Raw genomic sequence first — 19,516 nt, 5'->3', positions numbered from 1 at the left:
CGCGCGCAAGGGGGCGCTGGCCATGCCTCAGGCTCCCGGACGGCGCGTGGAGGGGATGCGCACGATGGAGCGCGTGCCCTCGGGCGACGACTCGAGGCGAAGCGACGCGCCCGGTGCCTCCAGCTCCAGGCGGCGGCGCACGGCGTGCAGCCCGAAAGCGCCGTCGCGCACGTCGGCGTCGGGCACCCCCGGCCCGTTGTCCTCGACGACGCAGGTCAGCGTCCCATCCGGCTCCGACGAGGCGCGCACGACCACGTGCCCCGCGCGGTCCGGGCGGCGCAGCGCGCCGTGCTTCACCGCGTTCTCCACCAGCGGCTGCAGCAGCAGCGGCGGCACGCGGGCAGCGCCGGCCCCGGGGTCCAGATGCCAGGCGATGCGCAGTCGCTTGCCGAAGCGGATCTGCTCGATGGCTAGGTAACGGCGCGCCAACTCCACCTCCTCCGCCAGCGTGACCGAGGCGCTGGCATCGGCCAGCGCGACGCGGAACAGCTCGGCCAGGTCCTCCAGCACGCTCTCGGCGCGGGCCGGGTCCACCTGAACGAGGGCGATGGCGCTGTTCAGCGTGTTGAACAAGAAATGGGGCCGGATGCGCGACTGCAACTCGACGAGCTGGGCCAGCGCGTCAGCCGGGCGCTGCGTGTGCTCGCGCTGCTTGAGCCAGGCCAGCAGCCCGGCCGCGCCGCTGGCACCGCAGGCGGCGACGCTGGCGATGCGCCAGCCGCTGGCGGGCTCGTCGCCCGTGAAGCTCAGCAAGCCGAAGCCCAGCAACGCACCGGCGGACCCCAGCGCCATCAGCCCCAACCACTGGGCCAGCTCTGGCAGGCGCGGCCACAGCCGCTTGGCCGCGCAGACGGCCAGCAGCCACGACAGAACGGCGAACATGGTGACGACGGTACCGTTGGCCGTCAGCGTCAGCCATTGCGCCGCGTCACGGGCGACGAGGGCGGCGCCCAGGCCCAGCAGCAACTGCACGCCCAGCACCGCGCGCAGCACCAAGCCTACGTGGCAGACGTCGAAGGCCCGCGTCGAGTCCAGCAGCGGGGCCTTGCCCAGCTCGGGCGGCTCCGGCAGCTCGTGGGGCGCAGAGCCCAGCCACTGGCTGAGCTGCATCGACTCATGCCAGACGCTGTGGCGCGGTTCGGCGCGGCGCTTGAATAGGAGCATGGCAGGGGTCGCGGGGGGCGGATTGATCTTGACGTTCGATAATCCCGGGCTGCGGCGCATTTTGCGCGCTGATTTCCCCACGCAGCCCATGTCAGACAACCAACTCGCCAACAAATCCCAAGCCTGGTCCGCCTTGTTCTCCGAGCCCATGAGTGACCTGGTCAAGCGCTATACGGCCAGCGTGGGCTTCGACCAGCGTCTCTGGCGAGCCGACATCACGGGCAGCCTGGCACATGCGGAGATGCTGGCGGCACAGGGCATCCTGAGCGCCGAGGATCATGCAGCCATCCAGCGCGGCCTGGGCGAGATCGCCGCCGAGATCGAGGCTGGCCAGTTCGAGTGGAAGCTGGACCTGGAGGATGTGCACCTCAACATCGAGGCGCGCCTGACCGAGCGCGTGGGCATCGCCGGCAAGCGTCTGCACACGGGCCGCAGCCGCAACGACCAGGTCGCCACTGACGTGCGGCTGTGGCTGCGCGGCGAGATCGACGAGATCGGCGGCCTGCTGTCGCAGCTGCAGCGCGTCATGGTCGAGCAGGCAGACCGGCATGCCGACGTCATCCTGCCCGGCTTCACCCACCTGCAGGTGGCCCAGCCGGTCAGCTTCGGCCACCACATGCTGGCCTATGTGGAGATGTTCGCGCGCGACGCCGAGCGCATGCTGGACACCCGCAAGCGCGTCAACCGCCTGCCGCTGGGCGCCGCGGCGCTGGCCGGCACCAGCTACCCGCTGGACCGTGAGCGCGTCGCGACGACGCTGGGCATGGAGGGCGTGTGCCAGAACAGCCTGGACGCCGTCAGCGACCGCGACTTCGCGATCGAGTTCTCGTCGGCCGCCGCGCTGGTCATGCTGCACGTCTCGCGGCTGTCCGAGGAACTGATCCTATGGATGAGCCAGAACTTCGGCTTCATCGCGCTGCCAGATGCCTTCTGCACGGGCTCGTCGATCATGCCGCAGAAGAAGAATCCCGACGTGCCGGAACTGGCGCGCGGCAAGACGGGCCGCGTCGTCGGCCACCTCGTCGGACTGGTCACGCTGATGAAGGGCCAGCCGCTGGCCTACAACAAGGACAACCAGGAGGACAAGGAGCCCTTGTTCGACACGGTGGACACCTTGAAGGACACCCTGCGCATCTTTGCCGACATGCTGGCCGGCCTGACCGTCAAGCCCGAGGCCATGCGCGCCGCGGCGCTGAAGGGCCATGCCACCGCCACCGACCTGGCCGACTACCTCGTCAAGAAGGGCCTGCCCTTCCGCGACGCGCACGAGGTGGTCGCCCATGCGGTGAAGACCGCGACCCAGCAGGGCGTGGACCTGGCCGCGCTGACGCTGGAGCAGCTCAAGACCTTCGACGCACGCATAGAGGCTGACGTGTTCGACGTGCTTTCGCTGGAAGGCTCGCTGAACGCCCGCAACGTGCTGGGCGGCACGGCGCCGGCCCAGGTGCGCACCCAGGTGGCCCGCCACCGCGCGCGCCTGGCTTGAGCTGGCGCAACGACGCAGCTAGACCTCACGCCTAGCATCCGCCGAATGACTACCCTTGCCTGGACCGACAAGCTGGTCTTGAACCAGCCCACGCTGGACACGACCCACCAGGAGTTCGTCGAACTGCTGAACGCCTTCGGCGCAGCGCTGGACGGCGGTGGCGACGCCCTGCCCGACTACCACGCGCTGCTGGCTCATACCGAGGCCCATTTCGCGATGGAGGAGGACTGGATGGCGCGCTGCGGCTTCGAGCCGCAGAACTGCCATGCCAGCCAGCATGCGATGGTGCTGAACGTGATGCGCGAGGCGCTGCGCTACGCGACCGAGCTGAACGACCGCGAGCCGCTGAACATCCTGCGCACGGAGCTCGCGGGCTGGTTCCCGCAACATGCCGAGATGATGGACGCGGCGCTGGTCTTCACGATGGAGCAGCGCGGCTTCGACCCGGCGACGGGCGAATGCCGCGAAGCTGTGGCCGCCGGTGCTGGCCACAGCTGCGGCTCGGGCAGCTGCGGCTGATCCCGCGCCCTACTTCCTCAGGTACTCGAAGAAGGCCTGCGAGTTGGACTCGCGGCCGAGGAAGTCCTTGACCAGCTGCGGCGCGGGCTTCTGCGCGCCCTGGCCCAGCACGAGGTCGCGGTAGCGCCTGCCGACATCGGCGTCCAGCTTGTCGGCCGCAAAGGCCGTGCGCAGGTCCATCGCGACGACCAGGCTCCACAGGTAGCCGTAGTAGCCGGCGCCATAGCCGCCCGCGATGTGGGCGAAGCCGGCGGGGAACATCGTGCCGGGCACATGGCCCAGCGGCGTCGCGCCCTCCATCCTGGCCCACAGCGGCATGGGCTGCGGTTTGGCCTGCTGGTGCAGCGCGATGTCGTAGCTCGCGAACAGGTGCTGGCGGCCGAACAGGCTGCCCTTGCCATACTGCTTGGCGGCCTTGGCCTGCTCCACCATCGCGTCCGGCACGGGCTTGCAGCTCGGGCAGACCTCCTGCATCAGCTTGAGCACCCGCTTGTCGTAGACCCAGTCCTCCAGCATCTGCGATGGCGCCTCGACAAAGTCGAGCATGACCGCCGTACCGGCGGTCGCCGCATAGCGGGTGCTGGACTGGTTCACGTGCACCGCATGGCCCAGCTCGTGCAGCAGGGTCTCCATCTCGTCCAGCGTCAGGCCGTTGCGGTCGAAGTTGACGACCAGCGCGGCCGCGGGTGCGCGGGCGATGCGCGTGGCGCTGCCGCGCAGCGGCCAGACGGCGGCGTGGTTGTACTTGCCGTCGCGCGGGTAGAGGTCCACGTACAGCTGTGCGATGGACTTGCCCGAGACCGCGTCGCTGACCACATAGGTCTGGGCCTCATCGTGCCAGAGCTTGTTGTCCACGCGCTGGTACTTCACGCCCATCATCTTCTCGACGACGCGCAGCGCGAACTCCAGGCTGGCCTGGGGCGGGAAGTAGGGGCGGAAGGCGCTCTGGTCGACGCTGAACTTCTGCAGCTTCACGCGCTCGCTGTAGAAGGTCGCGTCCCAACGCTCGACCCGGGTCTGCTCCGGCGGCACGCCCAGGTGCAGGGCCTTGGCAGCCCGCAACTCCTGCAGCTCGGTCTTCTCGCGCTCGTTGACGGCGCCGGTCACGGTGTCGAGGAAGCGCGTGGCCGTCGCGCCGTCCCTGGCCATGCGGCGGCGCAGGTTGAAGTCGACATAGTTGTCGAAGCCGAAGAGTCCGGCGTACTCGCCACGCAGCGCGACGATCTGGGCCAGCAGGTCGAGGTTGGCCTGGCCGCCCTCGTTGGTCTTGGCCAGCCACATGCGCTGGCGCGCCTCGCCGCTCTCGGCGCTGCGCATGACAGGCACGTAGCTCGGGTAGTCGACGCCCAGCAGGATGCGGCCCTGGTCGTCACGCTTGGCCTGGGCCCACACGCTCTCGGGCACACCCTTGAGTTCGACCTCGGTGAAGGCGACGCGGGTGCCGGCGTCGCGGATGTTCTTGCTGAACTGCTGGTCCAGCTCGGTCAGCTTGTCCAGGATCTGCTTGGCGCGAGCGCGCTTCGCCACCGGCAGGGCCACGCCGCTGTCCTCGAACTGGCCCGAGGCCAGCCGCACGAGCTCGGCGTCCGTGGCGTCCTTCCTGGGTGCCTTCTGCAACGCGCGGTAGAGCTTCTCGTTCTGGCCCAGGCTGGAGCCGAAGTCGGCCCATCGCAGCGAGCAGGCCTGCGCAGCGTCGCGGATGGCCTTGTCCGCATGGACATTCAGGATGAAGTCGTTGGGGGCCTGGTGGTCCTCCAGGTAGACCGTCAGGTCGTCATAGGCGGCCAACCAGCCGGCATCGACCTTGCGCTTCTCGAGCGCGGCCACCCGCTGCCTGGCGCCCTTGAGGCCGTCGTCGCAGCGGGCCTGCACGTCGGCAACGACACCGAAGCTCGGGAAGTTCGGCGCCGGCAGCCTGGGCTGAGCCTGGGCGGCAACGGCGGTCAGCGCCCATGCGGCGAGGGCGGTCAGGACGGGTTTCATCGCGTCTCCATGTGGGAAGGGCGCGATTCTCTGGGAGCGGCCGCGTTCAGCCGTTCGGCACGCCGCTATTTCTGCAGCAGGGTTTTCACCTGGGCCAGCGCGCCCGGATCGTCCAGCGTCGTCAGGTCGCCAGGGTCGCGGCCTTCGGCCACGGCCTGCAGCGCGCGACGCAGCAGCTTGCCCGAGCGCGTCTTGGGCAGCTGGCCCACGAAGTGCACCCGCGCCGGCCGCGCCACGGCGCCGAGCTGCCCGTCGACATGCTTCATGATCTCGCCTTCCAGCGCCAGCGACGCCTGGGCGGGATCGCGCAGCACCGTAAAGGCGATGGCCACCTGGCCCTTGAGCGGATCCGCCACGCCCACCACCGCTACCTCGGCCACGGCGGCATGGCTGGAAATGCTCTCCTCGATCTCGCGCGTACCCAGGCGATGGCCGGCCACGTTGATGACGTCGTCGGTGCGACCGAGGATGAAGGTATAGCCGTCCTCGTCCCGCAGGCCCCAGTCGAAGGTGGAGTAGACCTGCCGGCCCGGCACGCTGCTCCAGTAGGTGCGCACGAAGCGCTCGTCGTCGCCCCAGACCGTCTGCAGGCAGCCCGGCGGCAGCGGGTACTCGATGGCCAGCACGCCCTTCTGGTTGGGCTCGGTCAGCGGATCGCCGGTCTGCTCGTCGAGCAGCTTGACGTCGTAGCCGTACATCGGCAGCCCCGGCGAGCCCAGGCGAGTGGGCACGGAGGGCACGCCGGGGATGTGGTTGGCCACCGTCAGCAGCGGCCAGCCGGTCTCGGTCTGCCAGTAGTTGTCGATGATGGGCACGCCCAGCGCCTCGGCGATCCAGCGACCGGTGGGCTCGTCCAGCGGCTCGCCGGCCAGGAACAGCGCACGCAGGGATGACAGGTCGTGACGCCGCAGCAGGGCCGGGTCGTGCTTCTTCAGCACGCGCACCGCGGTAGGCGCGCTGAACATCACGGTGACCTTGTACTTCTCGACCAGGCGCCACCAGATGGCGGCGTCGGGGTTCACCGGCAGGCCCTCGTACATCAGCGTGGCCATGCCGGCGATCAGCGGCCCGTAGATGATGTAGCTGTGACCCACGACCCAGCCGATGTCGCTGGTGGAGAAATAGGTCTCGCCGGGCTTGCCGCCGAAGATGTAGTCCATGCTGGTGGCCAGCGCCACCGCGTAGCCGCCCACGTCGCGCTGCACCCCTTTGGGCTTGCCGGTGGTGCCGCTCGTGTAGAGCGTGTAGCTGATGCTGTTGGACTCCAGCCAGGCCACCGGCACGCGGGCACCGGCATGCTGGCTGCGCTGGGCCGCGTAGTCCAGGTCACGCCCCTGGACCGGCGTGAACGCGGCCAGGCCGCGGTCGACCATCAGCACCCGGGCCGGCTTGTGGGCGGCCAGCGCGATGGCCTCGTCCAGCAGCGGCTTGTAGGGCACGACCTTGCCACCGCGGCTGCCCGCGTCGGCGCTGACGATGAGCTTCGGGCTGGCGTCATCGATGCGGCTGGCCAGGCTCAACGACGCAAACCCGCCGAAAACCACCGAGTGGATGGCGCCTATGCGGGCGCAGGCCAGCATCGCGAAGGCCGCCTCGGGGATCATGGGCATGTAGATCAGCACCCGGTCGCCCTGCCCCACGCCCTGGGCCAGCAGGATGGCGGCCATGGTCTCCACCTCGGCCTGCAGCTGCGCAAAGCTGTAGACCCTGTCCTGGCCGACCTCGGTGGACACCCAGATCAGCGCGGCGTCCTGCGGCCGCGCCACGGCGTGGCGGTCCACGGCGTTGTGGCAGAGGTTGGTCGTGCCGCCTACGAACCAGCTCGCGAACGGCGGGCGGCTGGTGTCGCAGATCTGCCGTGGCGGGGTCTGCCAATCGATTCGACGGGCCTGCTCGGCCCAGAAGGCATCGCGCTCGCTCAGCGAGCGCCGGTGGAAGTCGGCGTAGGTCTGCGTCATGCCGGTGAGTGTGCGCAGCAGGCACTGACGTCAGTCTGACCCCGGGGCATCCGTGCCAAAATACAGGGTTACTACTGAGTATTCACCCGGCTTTGCCGGGGTTTGCCCTGAGAATGGCGGGCCTTACGTCCGCTTTGATTGACGGTGCCGGGTGGCCTCTCTAACCTCCGCGCCGCTGTCCCGTCCCCGCTATCGCGACCGCCCGCGGTCCGCCCCTGATCCCGGTTCCTTTCCCGCATGTCCCTGGCCCCCGCCACCCTGCTGAAGCGCCTCGCCTCCGCCTGCCTGCTGGCAGCCGGCTGCGCCGCGCATGCGCAGGGCGTGGCCCATGCCGCGACGGCTCCGCCACCGGGCACAATGACGGGCGCCTACGGCCAGAGCCTGCAGCAGCAGCAGCAGGCCTCCGCGGACAGGACTGCCACCCAACCCTCCCCGGCCACCAAACCCGCGCCCGCGCAGGACGCCGTCAGCCGCTTCCTCAGTGAGCGCGGCCTGCTGAACGGCGGCGCCGAGCCCAGCGGGTCATCCCGGCTGCTGGCCAGCGTGCGCGACACCGCCTCCGACCTGGTGCTGTCGGCGATGAACTTCCTCGGCGTGCGCTACAAGCTGGGCGGCAATTCGGTGGAGAACGGCTTCGACTGCAGCGGTTTCACGCGCCACATCTTCGAGATGAGCGTGGGCCTGGTGCTGCCGCGCCGCGCCGACGAGCAGGCCAAGGACAGCAGCCTGGCCGCGATCCGCCGCGAGGAGCTCAAGCCCGGCGACCTGGTGTTCTTCAACACGATGCGGCGCACCTTCAGCCACGTGGGCATCTACGTCGGCGAGGGCAAGTTCATCCACGCGCCGCGCAGCGGCAGCGCCGTGCGCGTGGAGGACATGCGTGATTCCTACTGGGCCAAGCGCTTCACCGGCGCGCGCCGCGCCGATCTGAAGGCCGCGGCCGAGGCGCCGGTCACTCACTGACCCCGCCGTTCTCGCGCCAGGACTGCGCGAGCAGTTCCCCGACCCAGGTCGGCCTGGCCTTGGCCAGCAGCAGCTTGACTCCGCGACGCCGGCCCCCCCAGAACAGCGGCTCGACGACGCCAGCCCCTCTGGCGATCCACGCGTCGCGCGCAGCCTCGTCCCTGATGAAGACGCGCAGCTCGGCGCCATCGTGCGTCATGGTGGCGAAGATACGCCCCTTGGCACCGGGCATGCGGAAGGACGTCAGCTCGTGATGTGGCTTCTCCACCGCACCCGGCAAGGCCAGCGCAAGTTCGCGGGCCTTGCCGGCGTCCATCAGCCGGCCACTCGCTTGGCGACGAGCGTCAGGATCTCGTAGCTCGCACACAGCTCGCCACGCTGGTTGGTCACAGCCACGTCCCAGCCGATGACGCCTTGGGCAGGCTGGTCGTCGCGCGGCGGACGGTCGATCTTGCGCTTGGCGGTCAGCCGCGCCTGGATGGTGTCGCCGATGGCGACCGGCGTCACGAAACGCAGGTTCTCCAGGCCGTAGTTGGCCAGCACCGGGCCCGGGGCCGGGCTGACGAACAGGCCGGCCGCGGCCGACAGCACGAAGTAGCCATGCGCGATGCGCTGGCCGAAGGGCGAAGCCTTGGCCGCGACCTCGTCGAAGTGCATGTAGAAGTAGTCGCCCGACAGGCCGCCGAAGGCGACGATGTCGGCCTCGCCCACAGTGCGACGGTGCGTCAGCAGGCTCATGCCCACCTCGACGTCCTCGAAGTAACGGCGGAAGGGATGAACCTCGCTTTCGGTGACCGCGCCACCGCGCTGGTACTCGCCGGTGACGGCAGACATCATCGTCGGCGAGCCCTGCACGGCACAGCGCTGAAGGTAGTGCTTGACCGCGCGCAGGCCGCCCAGTTCCTCGCCACCGCCCGCGCGGCCGGGGCCGCCGTGCTTGAGCTTGGGCAGCGGCGAGCCGTGGCCGGTGTTCTCCAGCGCCGCCTCGCGGTCCAGCACCAGCATGCGGCCATGCCAGGCCGCGAACGTGGGCACGGCTTGCGCGGCCAAGGCCGGCGTCTTCGTGCAGACGGTACCGACTAGGCTGCCGCGGCCCAGCGTGGCCAGGTGCAGCGCCTCTTCAAAGTCGCCATAGGGCATCAGCGTCGTCACCGGGCCGAAGGCCTCCAGGTGATGCGCGTCGCTGGCGGCGGAGTCACGCGCCAGCAGCAGCGTGGGCGCGAAGAAGGCACCTTCGGACACGCCATCGCCCTTGGGCGCGAAACCATCGCGCTCGGACAGCAGCAGCTCGCAGTTCTGCGCGAGCTGCGCGACCCGCTCGGCCACGTCGGCCTGCTGGGCCTTGCTGGCGAGAGCCCCCATGCGCACGCCGTCGATGGCGGGGTCGCCCACCACCGTCTTGGACAGGCGCGTCTTCAGCGCCGTCGCGACCGCATCGGTCAGGTGGCGCGGCACCAGCGTGCGGCGGATGGCCGTGCACTTCTGGCCGGCCTTGGCCGTCATCTCGCGGGCCACTTCCTTGATGAAGAGATCGAACTCCGGATCGTCCGGCGTCACGTCGGGCGCGAGGATGGCGCAGTTCAGGCTATCCGCCTCGGCGTTGAAGGGGATGCTCTTCTTCAACAGGTTGGGGTGGGCCTTCAGCATCAGCGCCGTGTCGGCGCTGCCGGTGAAGGTGACGACGTCGGCTTCATCCAGACGCTCGAACAGGTCGCCCGTGCCGCCCACGATGAGCTGCAGCGCGCCCGCCGGCACCAGGCCGGACTCGACGATGAGACGCACGCAGGCCTCGGCGACATAGCTCGTCGCCGTGGCGGGCTTGACCAGGCAGGGCATGCCGGCCAGGAAGCTGGGCGCGAACTTCTCCAGCATGCCCCACATCGGGAAGTTGAATGCGTTGATGTGCAGCGCGACGCCGCGCTTGGGCACCAGCACATGGCTGCCGATGAAGTGGTTGTTGGCACCCAGCCGCATGGGCGGGCCTTCGTGCAGCACGTTGCTGCTGGGCAGGTCCTTGCCGCCTATGGAGGCGTACGCGAACAGCGTGCCGATGCCGCCCTCGATGTCTATCCAGGAGTCGCTGCGCGTCGCACCGGTATGAGCGCTGATCGCGTACAGGACTTCCTTGCGTTCCATCAGGTAGTTCGCCAGTGCCTTCAGCACGCGCGCGCGGTCCTGGAAATGCGTGCGCAGCAGGCCCGGCAGGGCCGTGCCACGCGCATAGGCCATGGCCTCGGCGAAGTCCAGGCCCTCCTCGTGCGTGTGCGCGACGACGCGGCCGTTGATCGCGCTCGCCAGCGGCTTGGCTGCGCGCTCACCGACCCAGCGGCCGGCGATGTAGCTCTGAAGTGTGGGAACTGCCATCTCAAATCCTCTGGCCCGCGGCGGCGCGGGCCGTTAGCGGGCAACCGGGAGGGGTGCCCGCGCCTGCGCCGCGGCCTGTGGCCGCGGCGACGCTCTTACTTGATCAATTTCCAGGCGCCCTTCTCGATCTGCACCATCACGCGGGCGCGCTGGTCCAGGCCGAGGTGGTCCTGTGCGGACATGTTGAAAACGCCATGCGCGCCAGCCACGTTCTTCACGCTCTCCAGCGCGTCGCGCAGCGCGGCGCGGAAGGCCGGCGTGCCGGGCTGGCCGCCCTTCTTCAGCGCTTCGGGCGCGGCTGCGGCGAGCAGCTGGCCGGCGTCCCAGGCATGGCCGCCGAAGGTGGACACGCTGCCCTTGCCGTTGGCGGCCTCGTACCTGGCGATGTAGTCCATCGCGCTCTTGCGCACCGGATGGTCCGCCGGCAGTTGCGACGCGACGAGCACCGGGCCGGACGGCAGCAGCGTGCCCTCCACGTCCTTGCCCCCCACGCGCAAGAAGTCGTTGTTGGCGACGCCATGGGTCTGGTAGATCTTGCCGGTGTAGCCGCGCTCCTTCAGCGCCTTCTGCGGCAGCGCGGCGGGCGTGCCCGAGCCTGCGATCAGGATGGCATCGGGCTTGGCGGCGACCAGCTTGAGCACCTGGCCGGTGACGGAGGTGTCGGTGCGGTTGTAGCGCTCGCTGGCGACGATGTTGAGGTGCTTGGTCGCGGCGATCTTGTTGAACTCGCCCCACCAGCCCTCGCCGTAGGCATCGGCGAAGCCGATGAAGCCCGCCGTCTTGATGCCGTTGTCGACCATGTGGGTCACGATGGCCAGGGCCATCATGATGTCGTTCTGCGGCGTCTTGAAGACCCAGCGCTTCTTCGCGTCCATGGGCTCGACGATGCGGGCCGAGGCGGCCATGGAGATCATGGGCGTGCCGGACTCGGCCACCGCGTCGATCATCGCCAGCGAGTTGGGCGTGACAGTGGAGCCGATGACGATGTCGACCTTGTTCTCGGTGATGAACTTGCGTGTGTTGGCGACGGCGGTGGTCGTGTCGGAGGCGTCGTCCAGCACGATGTAGTTGACCTTCTGGCCGGCGATGGTCGTCGGCATCAGCGCGACGGTGTTCTTCTCCGGAATGCCCAGCGAGGCGGCCGGACCGGTGGCCGACAGCGTGACGCCGACGTTGATGTCGGCCTGCGCCGACAGGCTCAACATCGCGGCCAGGGCCAGGGCGAGTTGCTTGAATTGCTTCATGGGGGTCGTCTCCTCGTTGGGTTATTGGATGAGGGCGGGCTGGCGCAGTTGCACCGCGCCGAGACCGCCGAAGAACAGGTCGCTTACCAGGGCCGCCAGCGCCTCGTGCGACAGCTCGCCGTCGGGACGCAGCCAGGTGAACGTCCAGTTGATCATGCCAAAGAGCAGCATGGTCAAGGGCTTGTGCAACTTGGCCTCGCGCAGCTCGGGGCGCACGCGACAGACCGCGGCCGCGAACTCGCCGACCACGCGGCGCTCCACGTCCAGCAGGCGTTCGCGCTCGGCATCGGCCAGGAACTTGATCTCGCTGGTCAGCACGCGGTGCTGGGCCTGGGCGTCGGCATAGGAGCGGGTGAAGCGCTCGATGAGGGCGCGCAGCTGGGCGTCGGGCGACAACTGCAGCGCCTTGACCTCGTCCACCAGGATCAGCAGCGCATGCACGTGGGTGTCGCAGATCTGCGCGAGCAGGTCCTGCTTGTCCTGGAAATAGTGGTACAGCGTGGGCTTGGCAACGCCACAGGCCTCGGCAACCTGGTTCATGGACGTGGCGCTGAAGCCCTGTTCGGCAAACAGGCGTGCAGCGGCGGCCAGGATGTCCTCGCGCTGGGCTTCGAAGCCGGGGGCACGTTTTCTGGCCATCAGCGCTCGTCGAAGGAGATGACCACGCGCTCGGTCAGCGGATGCGCCTGGCAGCTCAGGATGAAGCCGGCGGCGACCTCGTCCTTGTCCAGCGCGAAGTTCTTGTCCATGCGCACCTCGCCCTCGACGAGCTTGCAGCGGCAGGTGGAGCAGACGCCGCTCTTGCAAGAGAACGGCACGTCCATGCCTTCGCGCGCAGCGGCGTCGAGCAGGCTGGGGTCGCTGGAATGGAACTCGATCTCGCGCGACAGGCCATCGCGGATGACCGTCACGCGCGCCTGCGGCGCGTCGCCGGGCTTGACCTCGTGAGGCACGGGCCGGCCGCTCAGCGTCTCCGGCGTGCCGAAGCGCTCGATGTGGATGCGCTCTGCTGGCACCCCCGCGCCGCGCAGCGCGGCCTCGGCCTGGTCATTCATCTCGAACGGGCCGCAGACGAAGGCCTCGTCCACGCTGGCTGCCGGCACGGGTCCGGCCAGGAAGGCGCTGAGCTTGCCGGCGTCCAGGCGGCCGCCGTACAGCGGTGCATCCACCGCCTCGCGGCTGAAGATCAGATGCAGCGACAGCCGCGTCATGAAGCGGTTCTTCAGGTCCTCGAGCTCCTCCTTGAACATCGTCGACGCGGTACGGCGGTTCGAATAGATCAGCGTCGCACGCGAACCGGGCTCGCGCTCCAGCAGCGCGGTGAGGATGGCGATGATGGGCGTGATGCCCGAGCCGCCGGCGATCAGCAGCACATGGCGGCCCTCGCCGTTGGCCGCCGGCAGCACGAAGCGGCCCTGCGGCGGATAGGACTCGATGACGTCACCGGCCCTGAGCTGCTCGTGCACCCAGGTCGAGAACGCGCCTCCGTCGACGCGGCGTATGCCGACCTGCAGGCGGCTGTCCGAGCAAATGGAGTAGCTGCGGCGCAGCTCCTGGCCGCCGACGCGAGTGCGCAGCGTCAGGTACTGACCGGGCTCGAAGGCGAAGGAAGCTTCGGCGGGCGCCTCGAAGCCGACGACCATCGCGTCGTCGGTGTCGCGCTCGACGGAGGTCACGCGCAAGGGGTGGAAATGCAGTGCCATCGTCGGATCAGATCGGCTTGAAGTATTCGAAGGGTTCGCCGCAGGCTATGCAGCGCCAGGTGGACTTGCAGGCGGTCGAGCCGAAGCGCGACAGTTGCTCGGTGCGGCCGCCGTCGCAGCGCGGGCAGCGCAGCTTCGGCACCAGGCGGATGGCCTGCTCGGCGCTGCACTGCGGCGGCACGATGCCGTACTGCTGCAGCTTCTCGCGGCCCTCCGGCGTGATCCAGTCCGTCGTCCAGGCCGGCGTGCGCTGCATCGTGACGACCACCTCGCCGAACTCGGCCAGCGCCGCTCGCACGTCGTCGGCAATCAGCTCGGTGGCCGGGCAACCGCTGTAGGTGGGCGTCAGCACGACCTCGACGCCGCCCGGCGTCTCGCGCAGGTCGCGCACGATGCCGAGATCCACCAGCGTCACCGCAGGGATCTCAGGATCGGGCACGGCGGCGAGGCGCTCGCGAGCGGCGGCAAGGTTCACCACACGCCTCCGGGATAGGTGCGCTGCAGGAACTGCATCGTGCCCAGCATGTGGCCCATGTGCTCGCTGTGGATGCCGTCGATGCCGCGCGACTGCATCGCGCTGTCGCGCGGCGGCGTCAGCGTGGCCTCCTGCATCAGCGCGGCCCAGCGGGCGCGCCACTCGGGCTCCAGCTCGCTCCAGGCCGGGCCGACGCCGTCCACGCCCCCGGCGGCGAACAACTCGTTGAAGTAGGGCCAGAGCACGCCCAGCGCGGCCTGCATGCGCGCCTGCGATTCGCCCGTGCCGTCGCCCAGGCGCACCACCCAGTCGCAGCTGTGCTGGCGGTGGTAGCGCACCTCCTTCAGCGACTTGGCGGCGATGCCGGCCAGCTCCGCGTCACCGCTGGCCTGCAGGCGCTCGTACAGCAGTTCCAGCCAGATGGACACCGCCGCGTTGCGCAGCATGGTCAGCGCGAAGTCGCGCCCGCCGCCCCCATCGCTGGGGCTGGCCGCCGCGTTGGGCAGCTCGACGAGCACGATGTTGCGGTAGTCGCGCTCCTCGCGCAGGAAGGCGAGCCGGTCTTCGTCACGGCCCGCGCCTTCGATCTGGCCGGCGTGCGTCAGCAGCGCGCGGGCCTGGCCGAGCAGGTCCAGCGCGATGTTGGACAGGGCCAGGTCTTCCTCCAGCACCGGCGCATGGCCGGCCCATTCGGAAAGCCGCTGGCTGTGGATCAGGCACGTGTCCGCCAGCTGCAGCACGTAGTTGAGCTTGGAGTCCATCACATGTGGTTGAGCTCTTCGGGGAGCTCGTAGAAGGTGGGGTGGCGGTAGACCTTGTCGTCGGCCGGCTCGAACAGGCTGCCCTTCTCGGCCGGGTCGCTGGCGACAATCTGCTCGGAGCGCACGACCCAGATGCTGGTGCCTTCCTGGCGGCGCGTGTAGACGTCGCGCGCCATCTGAACTGCCATGGCCGAGTCGGCCGCGTGCAGGCTGCCGCAATGCTTGTGGTCCAGGCCCGCCTTGCTGCGGACGAAGACCTCCCACAGCGGCCATTCGTTTTGCATGTTGCTCATGTCGTGATCCTTCAGGCGGCCTGCGCCTTGGTAGCTTGCTTGCGCGCATGGGCCAGGGCCGCGTCGCGCACCCAGGCGCCGTCGTCCCAGGCCTTGTTGCGAGCCGCGAGGCGCTCACGGTTGCAGGGGCCTTCGCCGCCCACCACGCGCCAGAACTCGGCCCAGTCGATGTCGCCGAAGTCATAGCTGTCGCGCTCGGCGTTCCACTTCAGCGCCGGGTCCGGCACGGTGACGCCAAGAATGTCGGCCTGCGGGATGGTCGCGTCGACGAACTTCTGACGCAGCTGGTCGTTGGTGACGCGCTTGATGCCCCAGCGCATGCTCTGCTCGGAGTTGGGCGAGTCCTTGTCCGCCGGGCCGAACATCATCAGCGACGGCCACCACCAGCGGTTCACGGCGTCCTGCACCATGGCCTTCTGCTGCTCGGTGCCGTGCGTCATCATCGTCAGCAGACTCTCGTAGCCCTGGCGCTGATGGAAGCTCTCCTCGCGGCAGACGCGGATCATGGCCCGCGCATACGGGGCGTAGGAGCAGCGGCACAGCGGCACCTGGTTCATGATGGCCGCGCCGTCCACCAGCCAGCCGATGACGCCGATGTCGGCCCAGGTCAGCGTGGGGTAGTTGAAGATGGAGCTGTACTTGGCCTTGCCCGACAGCAGTGCCTCGGTCATCTCGTCGCGGCTGGTGCCCAGCGTCTCGGCCGCGGCGTAGAGGTAGAGGCCGTGGCCGCCCTCGTCTTGCACCTTGGCCAGCAGGATGGCCTTGCGCTTGAGCGTCGGCGCGCGCGTGATCCAGTTGCCCTCGGGCAGCATGCCGACGATCTCGCTGTGCGCATGCTGGCTGATCTGCCGCACCAGCGTCTTGCGGTAGTGGTCGGGCATCCAGTCCTTGGCCTCGATGAAGTCGCCGGCGGTAATCCGGGCTTCAAACGCTTCCTCGCGGGCCAGCTCCTCGGCGCTCTTGACGACCTTGGGCTTGGCTTCGCGGGCCATCAGGTCCATCGCTTGCGTATACATGGCAGGCTCCTTACTTCTTGCGTTGGTCCACCACGCGACGGGCCTTGCCGACCAGCGTGCGCTCGATGGAGTTGTTCGGCTCGACGTGGATGGTTGCCGTGACGCCGATGAGGTTCTTGATGCGATCGGCCAGGCGGCGGGCGATGCCGTCGTCGGTCGCGCCCAGCGCCAGCTCGCAGCGGATCAGCAGCTCGTCCAGATGGCCGTTGCGCGTGACGACCAGCTGGTACTGGCCGCCCAGGCCCTTCTCCTGCAGCACCAGCTCCTCGACCTGGGTCGGAAACAGGTTGACGCCGCGGATGATGAGCATGTCGTCACTGCGGCCGACAATCTTGCCCATGCGGCGCATGCTGCGTGACGTAGGCGGCAAGAGGCGCGTCAGGTCGCGCGTGCGGTAGCGGATGACGGGCATGGCCTCCTTGGTCAGCGACGTGAAGACCAGTTCACCCTCGGACCCGTCCGGCAGTACCTCGCCGGTGTCGGGGTCGATGATCTCGGGATAGAAATGGTCTTCCCAGATGGCGGGGCCGTCCTTGCTCTCGACGCATTCGCTGGCCACGCCCGGGCCCATCACCTCGGACAGGCCGTAGATGTCCACCGCGTCGATGCCGGCGCTGGCCTCGATCTCCTTGCGCATCGCCTCGGTCCAGGGCTCGGCACCGAAGATACCCACCTTCAGCGACGACTCGCGCGCGTCCAGCCCCTGGCGGGCGAACTCCTCCACCAGCACCTGCATATAGCTGGGCGTTACCATGATGATGTCGGGCTTGAAGTCCGTAATCAGCTGCACCTGCTTCTCGGTCTGGCCGCCGCTCATGGGAATGACGGTGCAGCCCAGCCGCTCCGCACCGTAGTGCGCGCCCAGGCCGCCGGTGAACAGGCCATAGCCATAAGCCACGTGCACCAGGTCGCCGGCGCGGCCCCCGGCGGCGCGGATGGAGCGCGCGACGAGGTTGGCCCAGTTGTCGATGTCCTTCAGCGTGTAGCCGACGACCGTGGGCTTGCCCGTGGTGCCGGACGACGCGTGGATGCGGGCCAGCCTCTCGCGAGGCATCGCGAACATGCCGAAGGGGTAGTTCGCGCGCAGGTCGTGCTTGGTCGTGAACGGGAACCTGGCCAGGTCGGCGAGCGTCTTCAGGTCCGACGGGTGCACGCCCTTCTCGTCGAACCTGGCCTTGTAATGCGGCACGTTGTCGTAGGCATGCTGCAGGCTCCAGCGCAGGCGCTCGAGCTGCAGCGCCTGCAGTTCGTCGCGACTGGCGGTCTCCATGCGGTCCAGGTCGCCGGGGCGGGGGGATTTGACTGTCATGACTCGAATACCTTGCGTTCGGCGAGACGGTAGGAGCGGCCGCGGAACATCGCGACCAGTTCGCCGTTCTGGTTCTTCACCGTGATGTCGTACAGACCCGTGCGGCCGGCCAGCGATGTCTCCTCCGCCGTCGCCGTCAGCACGTCATTCAACCGGGCGCTCTTCAGGATGTCTATGCCGAAGCCCGAGGCCACCGTCAGCGCGTTGCGGCTGTTGCAGGCAAAGGCGAAGGCCGAATCCGCCAGCGTCGCGATCAGGCCGCCATGGCAGATGGCAAAGCCGTTCAGCATGTCGGGCCGCACGGCCATCGTCAGCACCGCGCGGCCGGGCGCGATCTCGGCGATCTGCAACCCCAGCATGCGGCTGGCGGCGTCGTCCGCGAACATCACGTCGCGGACCTTGTCGGCAATGGCTTGCGGGTCCATCAGCGGTCCTTGAACTCGGGCTTGCGCTTGTCGAGAAAGGCGGCGGCGCCCTCGAGGTAGTCGTCCGCGAAGCCGAGCTGGCTCTGCAGCCCCGCCTCGCGCTTCAACGCCTCCTCGAAGTCCAGCTTCAGCGCCTCGTCCATCGCACGGCGCGTCTCGGCCAGCGCGCGGGTGGGCATGGCGGCCAGCTTCTGCGCCAGCGCCATCGCGGTGTCGGGCAGCTCGGCGTCGGGCACGACGCGGGCGATGAGGCCCAGCGCCGCGGCGTCCGCGGCCTTGAGCCTGTCGCCCAGCAGCGCCATCTCCAGCGCCTTGGCGCGCCCCACCAGGCGCGGCAGCAGCCAGGTGCCGCCACAGTCGGGAATCAGGCCGATCTTGGAAAAGGCCTGGATGAAGCTGGCGCTCTCGCCGGCCACGACCAGGTCGCAACCCAGCGCGAGGCTGGCGCCGGCGCCAGCCGCCACGCCATTGACGGCCGCGACAACGGGGATGGGCATGCTGCGCAGACGCAACGCCAGCGGGATGTAGTAGTGCTCCAGCAGGTGGCCGATGTCCTTGGGCGGGGTGCCCGGGTCGCGGCTGGGCGCCACATGCGGGTCGGACAGGTCCTGGCCGGCGCTGAAGGCACGGCCGGCGCCGGTCATCAGCACGCAGCGCGTGGCGCCGTCCTCGGCCGCCGCTTCCAGCATCTGGCGCAGGTGGCCCAGCAGGCCAGTCGTCAACGCGTTCAGCGCCTCGGGGCGGTTCAGGCGCAGCAGGCGCACCGCGCCATGCTGTTCAATCTGGATCAGGTGTTCGGACATGGAATTTCTCTACCGACCGGTCGGTTAATCCTAGGAGTCCGCTTGATCTGGATCAAGTGAAACAAGGGAAAACCCTAGTTTTTACTGACCTCGATGTCTTCCGCCAGCGCCGCGACGAAGTCCGGCCGCGGCGGCGCAAACCCGGGCGCCGTGCATGCCGCCGCCCCGGCCGCCAACGCCCAGCGCAGATGCTGCTCGGCCGGCGCGCCGGCATCGCGCATCAAGCTGTCCAGCAAGCCCGCGAGGGCCGAGTCGCCGGCACCCACCGTGTCGACGACATCGACCCGCGGCGGCAGGCCGCTGCACTCCTCCACGCCGTGGTACAGCGTCGCCCGCGCCTCGCCGCACGTCAGCAGCAGCCAGGCGCCGGGGTTCCAGGCGGCGATCTGGGCCAGGCCGGAGCGGTGGTCGGGCACGCGGAACAGGCCGCGCAAGTCCTCGTCGGACACCTTGATGACGTCGGCCAGCCGGCACATGCGCGCCAGCGTGTCGTCGTAGCGCGAATCCATGGCCGGCGCGCGGAAATTGGGGTCGTAGCTGATCATCCGGCCCTCGTTCTTCAACGCCTCGGCCAGCGCCAGCAGCCGCCCCGCCAGCGGCTCCCGCGCCAGGCCCAGGCTGCCGAAATGAGCCCAGCGCAGCGAACGCGCCCAGCCCGTCGGCAGGCCCTCGGGGCGGAAATGCAGGTCGGCGCTGTCCTGGCCGATGAAGAAGTAGCGCGGCGGGTCCAGCTCGTGCACGACGGCCAGCAGCGGCGGCCGCGGCAGCTGCTGGATGAAGCGCATGTCCAGGTGCGCATCCTGGCTGGACTGCCAGATATCGGCGCCGAAGACATCTTGGCTGATCGCGCCGCCGAAGGCGCTCAGCCGGCCCAGCGTCGACATCGCGACGGCCACGTTCCACGGCGAGCCGCCGCTGCTGCTGCGCCAGCGGTCCGGCGCGATGCGGACCAGATCGGTCAGCGCCTCGCCGAACGCAACGAAATGCGGCAGGTCGGGATGCAGAATTTCGGACATCGCCACCGATTCAAGCGCGCCCGCCGTCCCGCTG

Annotated in this window: 19 protein-coding genes; 3 read left to right on the top strand and 16 right to left on the bottom strand. The window is 69.1% G+C overall.

Features of this window, described 5'->3' with window-relative positions; translation table 11 throughout:
• Positions 1 to 27 precede the first annotated feature (27 nt).
• Complete coding sequence (locus tag JOY88_RS23050; RefSeq protein WP_293505098.1) at positions 28 to 1,164, bottom strand: sensor histidine kinase; 1,137 nt, start codon at positions 1,162 to 1,164, stop codon at positions 28 to 30.
• Between the two features lie 88 nt (positions 1,165 to 1,252).
• Between JOY88_RS23050 and argH the strand changes: the two genes are divergently transcribed.
• On the top strand, positions 1,253 to 2,650 hold the full coding sequence (argH, locus tag JOY88_RS23045; protein WP_293505097.1) for an argininosuccinate lyase: 1,398 nt from the start codon (positions 1,253 to 1,255) through the stop codon (positions 2,648 to 2,650).
• A 45-nt stretch (positions 2,651 to 2,695) separates the two neighbouring features.
• Positions 2,696 to 3,169 (top strand): hemerythrin domain-containing protein, encoded by a 474-nt coding sequence (locus JOY88_RS23040; RefSeq protein WP_293505095.1) that lies wholly within the window; start codon positions 2,696 to 2,698, stop codon positions 3,167 to 3,169.
• A 9-nt stretch (positions 3,170 to 3,178) separates the two neighbouring features.
• Here the strand turns inward: JOY88_RS23040 and JOY88_RS23035 are convergent, their stop codons facing one another.
• Together JOY88_RS23035 and JOY88_RS23030 are read right to left on the bottom strand one after the other, a co-directional pair.
• Positions 3,179 to 5,152 carry a M3 family metallopeptidase gene (locus tag JOY88_RS23035; protein WP_293505093.1) on the bottom strand — a complete coding sequence of 658 codons (1,974 nt, stop codon included), beginning with the start codon at positions 5,150 to 5,152 and terminating at the stop codon, positions 3,179 to 3,181.
• A gap of 65 nt (positions 5,153 to 5,217) precedes the next feature.
• Complete coding sequence (locus tag JOY88_RS23030) at positions 5,218 to 7,110, bottom strand: propionate--CoA ligase (protein WP_293505091.1); 1,893 nt, start codon at positions 7,108 to 7,110, stop codon at positions 5,218 to 5,220.
• A gap of 237 nt (positions 7,111 to 7,347) precedes the next feature.
• Here JOY88_RS23030 and JOY88_RS23025 point away from each other — a divergent pair, with 237 nt between their 5' ends.
• Positions 7,348 to 8,073, top strand: coding sequence for a C40 family peptidase (locus JOY88_RS23025; RefSeq protein WP_367269837.1), 726 nt, complete (start codon positions 7,348 to 7,350; stop codon positions 8,071 to 8,073).
• Here the strand turns inward: JOY88_RS23025 and JOY88_RS23020 are convergent.
• The 13 genes from JOY88_RS23020 to JOY88_RS22960 form a co-directional block, all read right to left on the bottom strand.
• Positions 8,063 to 8,389 carry an MmcQ/YjbR family DNA-binding protein gene (locus JOY88_RS23020; protein WP_293505089.1) on the bottom strand — a complete coding sequence of 109 codons (327 nt, stop codon included), beginning with the start codon at positions 8,387 to 8,389 and terminating at the stop codon, positions 8,063 to 8,065. The two genes, JOY88_RS23025 and JOY88_RS23020, sit on opposite strands and share 11 nt — an antisense overlap.
• A complete protein-coding gene (gene paaZ, locus JOY88_RS23015; protein WP_293505087.1) occupies positions 8,389 to 10,437 on the bottom strand; it encodes a phenylacetic acid degradation bifunctional protein PaaZ in 2,049 nt (682 codons plus the stop codon). The genes JOY88_RS23020 and paaZ overlap by 1 nt, the downstream gene beginning before the upstream one ends.
• 95 nt (positions 10,438 to 10,532) lie before the next feature.
• Complete coding sequence (locus tag JOY88_RS23010) at positions 10,533 to 11,681, bottom strand: ABC transporter substrate-binding protein (RefSeq protein WP_293505085.1); 1,149 nt, start codon at positions 11,679 to 11,681, stop codon at positions 10,533 to 10,535.
• 21 nt (positions 11,682 to 11,702) lie between these two features.
• Positions 11,703 to 12,320 (bottom strand): TetR/AcrR family transcriptional regulator, encoded by a 618-nt coding sequence (locus JOY88_RS23005; RefSeq protein WP_293505084.1) that lies wholly within the window; start codon positions 12,318 to 12,320, stop codon positions 11,703 to 11,705.
• On the bottom strand, positions 12,320 to 13,384 hold the full coding sequence (gene paaE / locus JOY88_RS23000; protein ID WP_293505083.1) for a 1,2-phenylacetyl-CoA epoxidase subunit PaaE: 1,065 nt from the start codon (positions 13,382 to 13,384) through the stop codon (positions 12,320 to 12,322). Before paaE ends, JOY88_RS23005 begins: the two co-directional genes overlap by 1 nt.
• A gap of 7 nt (positions 13,385 to 13,391) precedes the next feature.
• Positions 13,392 to 13,862 (bottom strand): 1,2-phenylacetyl-CoA epoxidase subunit PaaD, encoded by a 471-nt coding sequence (paaD, locus tag JOY88_RS22995; RefSeq protein ID WP_524539253.1) that lies wholly within the window; start codon positions 13,860 to 13,862, stop codon positions 13,392 to 13,394.
• Positions 13,856 to 14,620 carry a 1,2-phenylacetyl-CoA epoxidase subunit PaaC gene (gene paaC / locus JOY88_RS22990; RefSeq protein ID WP_293505080.1) on the bottom strand — a complete coding sequence of 255 codons (765 nt, stop codon included), beginning with the start codon at positions 14,618 to 14,620 and terminating at the stop codon, positions 13,856 to 13,858. Before paaC ends, paaD begins: the two co-directional genes overlap by 7 nt.
• Positions 14,620 to 14,913 carry a 1,2-phenylacetyl-CoA epoxidase subunit PaaB gene (paaB, locus tag JOY88_RS22985; RefSeq protein ID WP_293505078.1) on the bottom strand — a complete coding sequence of 98 codons (294 nt, stop codon included), beginning with the start codon at positions 14,911 to 14,913 and terminating at the stop codon, positions 14,620 to 14,622. The genes paaC and paaB overlap by 1 nt, the downstream gene beginning before the upstream one ends.
• Before the next feature lie 11 nt (positions 14,914 to 14,924).
• A complete protein-coding gene (gene paaA / locus JOY88_RS22980; protein WP_293505076.1) occupies positions 14,925 to 15,929 on the bottom strand; it encodes a 1,2-phenylacetyl-CoA epoxidase subunit PaaA in 1,005 nt (334 codons plus the stop codon).
• A 10-nt stretch (positions 15,930 to 15,939) separates the two neighbouring features.
• Entirely contained in the window at positions 15,940 to 17,238 is a 1,299-nt protein-coding gene (gene paaK / locus JOY88_RS22975; RefSeq protein WP_293505075.1) for a phenylacetate--CoA ligase PaaK, read from the bottom strand.
• On the bottom strand, positions 17,235 to 17,663 hold the full coding sequence (gene paaI / locus JOY88_RS22970; RefSeq protein ID WP_293505074.1) for a hydroxyphenylacetyl-CoA thioesterase PaaI: 429 nt from the start codon (positions 17,661 to 17,663) through the stop codon (positions 17,235 to 17,237). Before paaI ends, paaK begins: the two co-directional genes overlap by 4 nt.
• A complete protein-coding gene (locus JOY88_RS22965; RefSeq protein ID WP_293505072.1) occupies positions 17,663 to 18,466 on the bottom strand; it encodes an enoyl-CoA hydratase-related protein in 804 nt (267 codons plus the stop codon). Before JOY88_RS22965 ends, paaI begins: the two co-directional genes overlap by 1 nt.
• Positions 18,467 to 18,540: 74 nt before the next feature.
• The gene (locus tag JOY88_RS22960; RefSeq protein WP_293505071.1) at positions 18,541 to 19,482 is read right to left on the bottom strand and encodes a PfkB family carbohydrate kinase; all 942 of its coding nucleotides are present in this window, start codon (positions 19,480 to 19,482) and stop codon (positions 18,541 to 18,543) included.
• Between the last annotated feature and the right edge of the window lie 34 nt (positions 19,483 to 19,516).

The sequence above is a fragment of the Roseateles sp. genome (assembly GCF_019237615.1).
Lineage (GTDB): Bacteria > Pseudomonadota > Gammaproteobacteria > Burkholderiales > Burkholderiaceae_C > Pelomonas.
The sequence above is the reverse complement of the archived record's forward strand: the minus strand, read 5'-3'. Positions and strand labels throughout refer to the sequence as shown.

Bases quoted from the DNA above. Each gene is read 5' to 3' on its own strand.
- paaB (WP_293505078.1), bottom strand. From the start codon at position 14,913: ATGAGCAACATGCAAAACGAATGGCCGCTGTGGGAGGTCTTCGTCCGC.
- paaA (WP_293505076.1), bottom strand. From the start codon at position 15,929: ATGTATACGCAAGCGATGGACCTGATGGCCCGCGAAGCCAAGCCCAAG.
- paaI (WP_293505074.1), bottom strand. From the start codon at position 17,663: ATGGACCCGCAAGCCATTGCCGACAAGGTCCGCGACGTGATGTTCGCG.
- paaE (WP_293505083.1), bottom strand. From the start codon at position 13,384: ATGGCACTGCATTTCCACCCCTTGCGCGTGACCTCCGTCGAGCGCGAC.
- JOY88_RS23030 (WP_293505091.1), bottom strand. From the start codon at position 7,110: ATGACGCAGACCTACGCCGACTTCCACCGGCGCTCGCTGAGCGAGCGC.
- JOY88_RS23020 (WP_293505089.1), bottom strand. From the start codon at position 8,389: ATGGACGCCGGCAAGGCCCGCGAACTTGCGCTGGCCTTGCCGGGTGCG.
- JOY88_RS22965 (WP_293505072.1), bottom strand. From the start codon at position 18,466: ATGTCCGAACACCTGATCCAGATTGAACAGCATGGCGCGGTGCGCCTG.
- argH (WP_293505097.1), top strand. From the start codon at position 1,253: ATGTCAGACAACCAACTCGCCAACAAATCCCAAGCCTGGTCCGCCTTG.
- JOY88_RS22960 (WP_293505071.1), bottom strand. From the start codon at position 19,482: ATGTCCGAAATTCTGCATCCCGACCTGCCGCATTTCGTTGCGTTCGGC.
- paaK (WP_293505075.1), bottom strand. From the start codon at position 17,238: ATGACAGTCAAATCCCCCCGCCCCGGCGACCTGGACCGCATGGAGACC.
- paaC (WP_293505080.1), bottom strand. From the start codon at position 14,620: ATGGACTCCAAGCTCAACTACGTGCTGCAGCTGGCGGACACGTGCCTG.
- JOY88_RS23040 (WP_293505095.1), top strand. From the start codon at position 2,696: ATGACTACCCTTGCCTGGACCGACAAGCTGGTCTTGAACCAGCCCACG.
- JOY88_RS23010 (WP_293505085.1), bottom strand. From the start codon at position 11,681: ATGAAGCAATTCAAGCAACTCGCCCTGGCCCTGGCCGCGATGTTGAGC.
- JOY88_RS23025 (WP_367269837.1), top strand. From the start codon at position 7,348: ATGTCCCTGGCCCCCGCCACCCTGCTGAAGCGCCTCGCCTCCGCCTGC.
- JOY88_RS23005 (WP_293505084.1), bottom strand. From the start codon at position 12,320: ATGGCCAGAAAACGTGCCCCCGGCTTCGAAGCCCAGCGCGAGGACATC.
- JOY88_RS23035 (WP_293505093.1), bottom strand. From the start codon at position 5,152: ATGAAACCCGTCCTGACCGCCCTCGCCGCATGGGCGCTGACCGCCGTT.
- JOY88_RS23050 (WP_293505098.1), bottom strand. From the start codon at position 1,164: ATGCTCCTATTCAAGCGCCGCGCCGAACCGCGCCACAGCGTCTGGCAT.
- paaZ (WP_293505087.1), bottom strand. From the start codon at position 10,437: ATGGCAGTTCCCACACTTCAGAGCTACATCGCCGGCCGCTGGGTCGGT.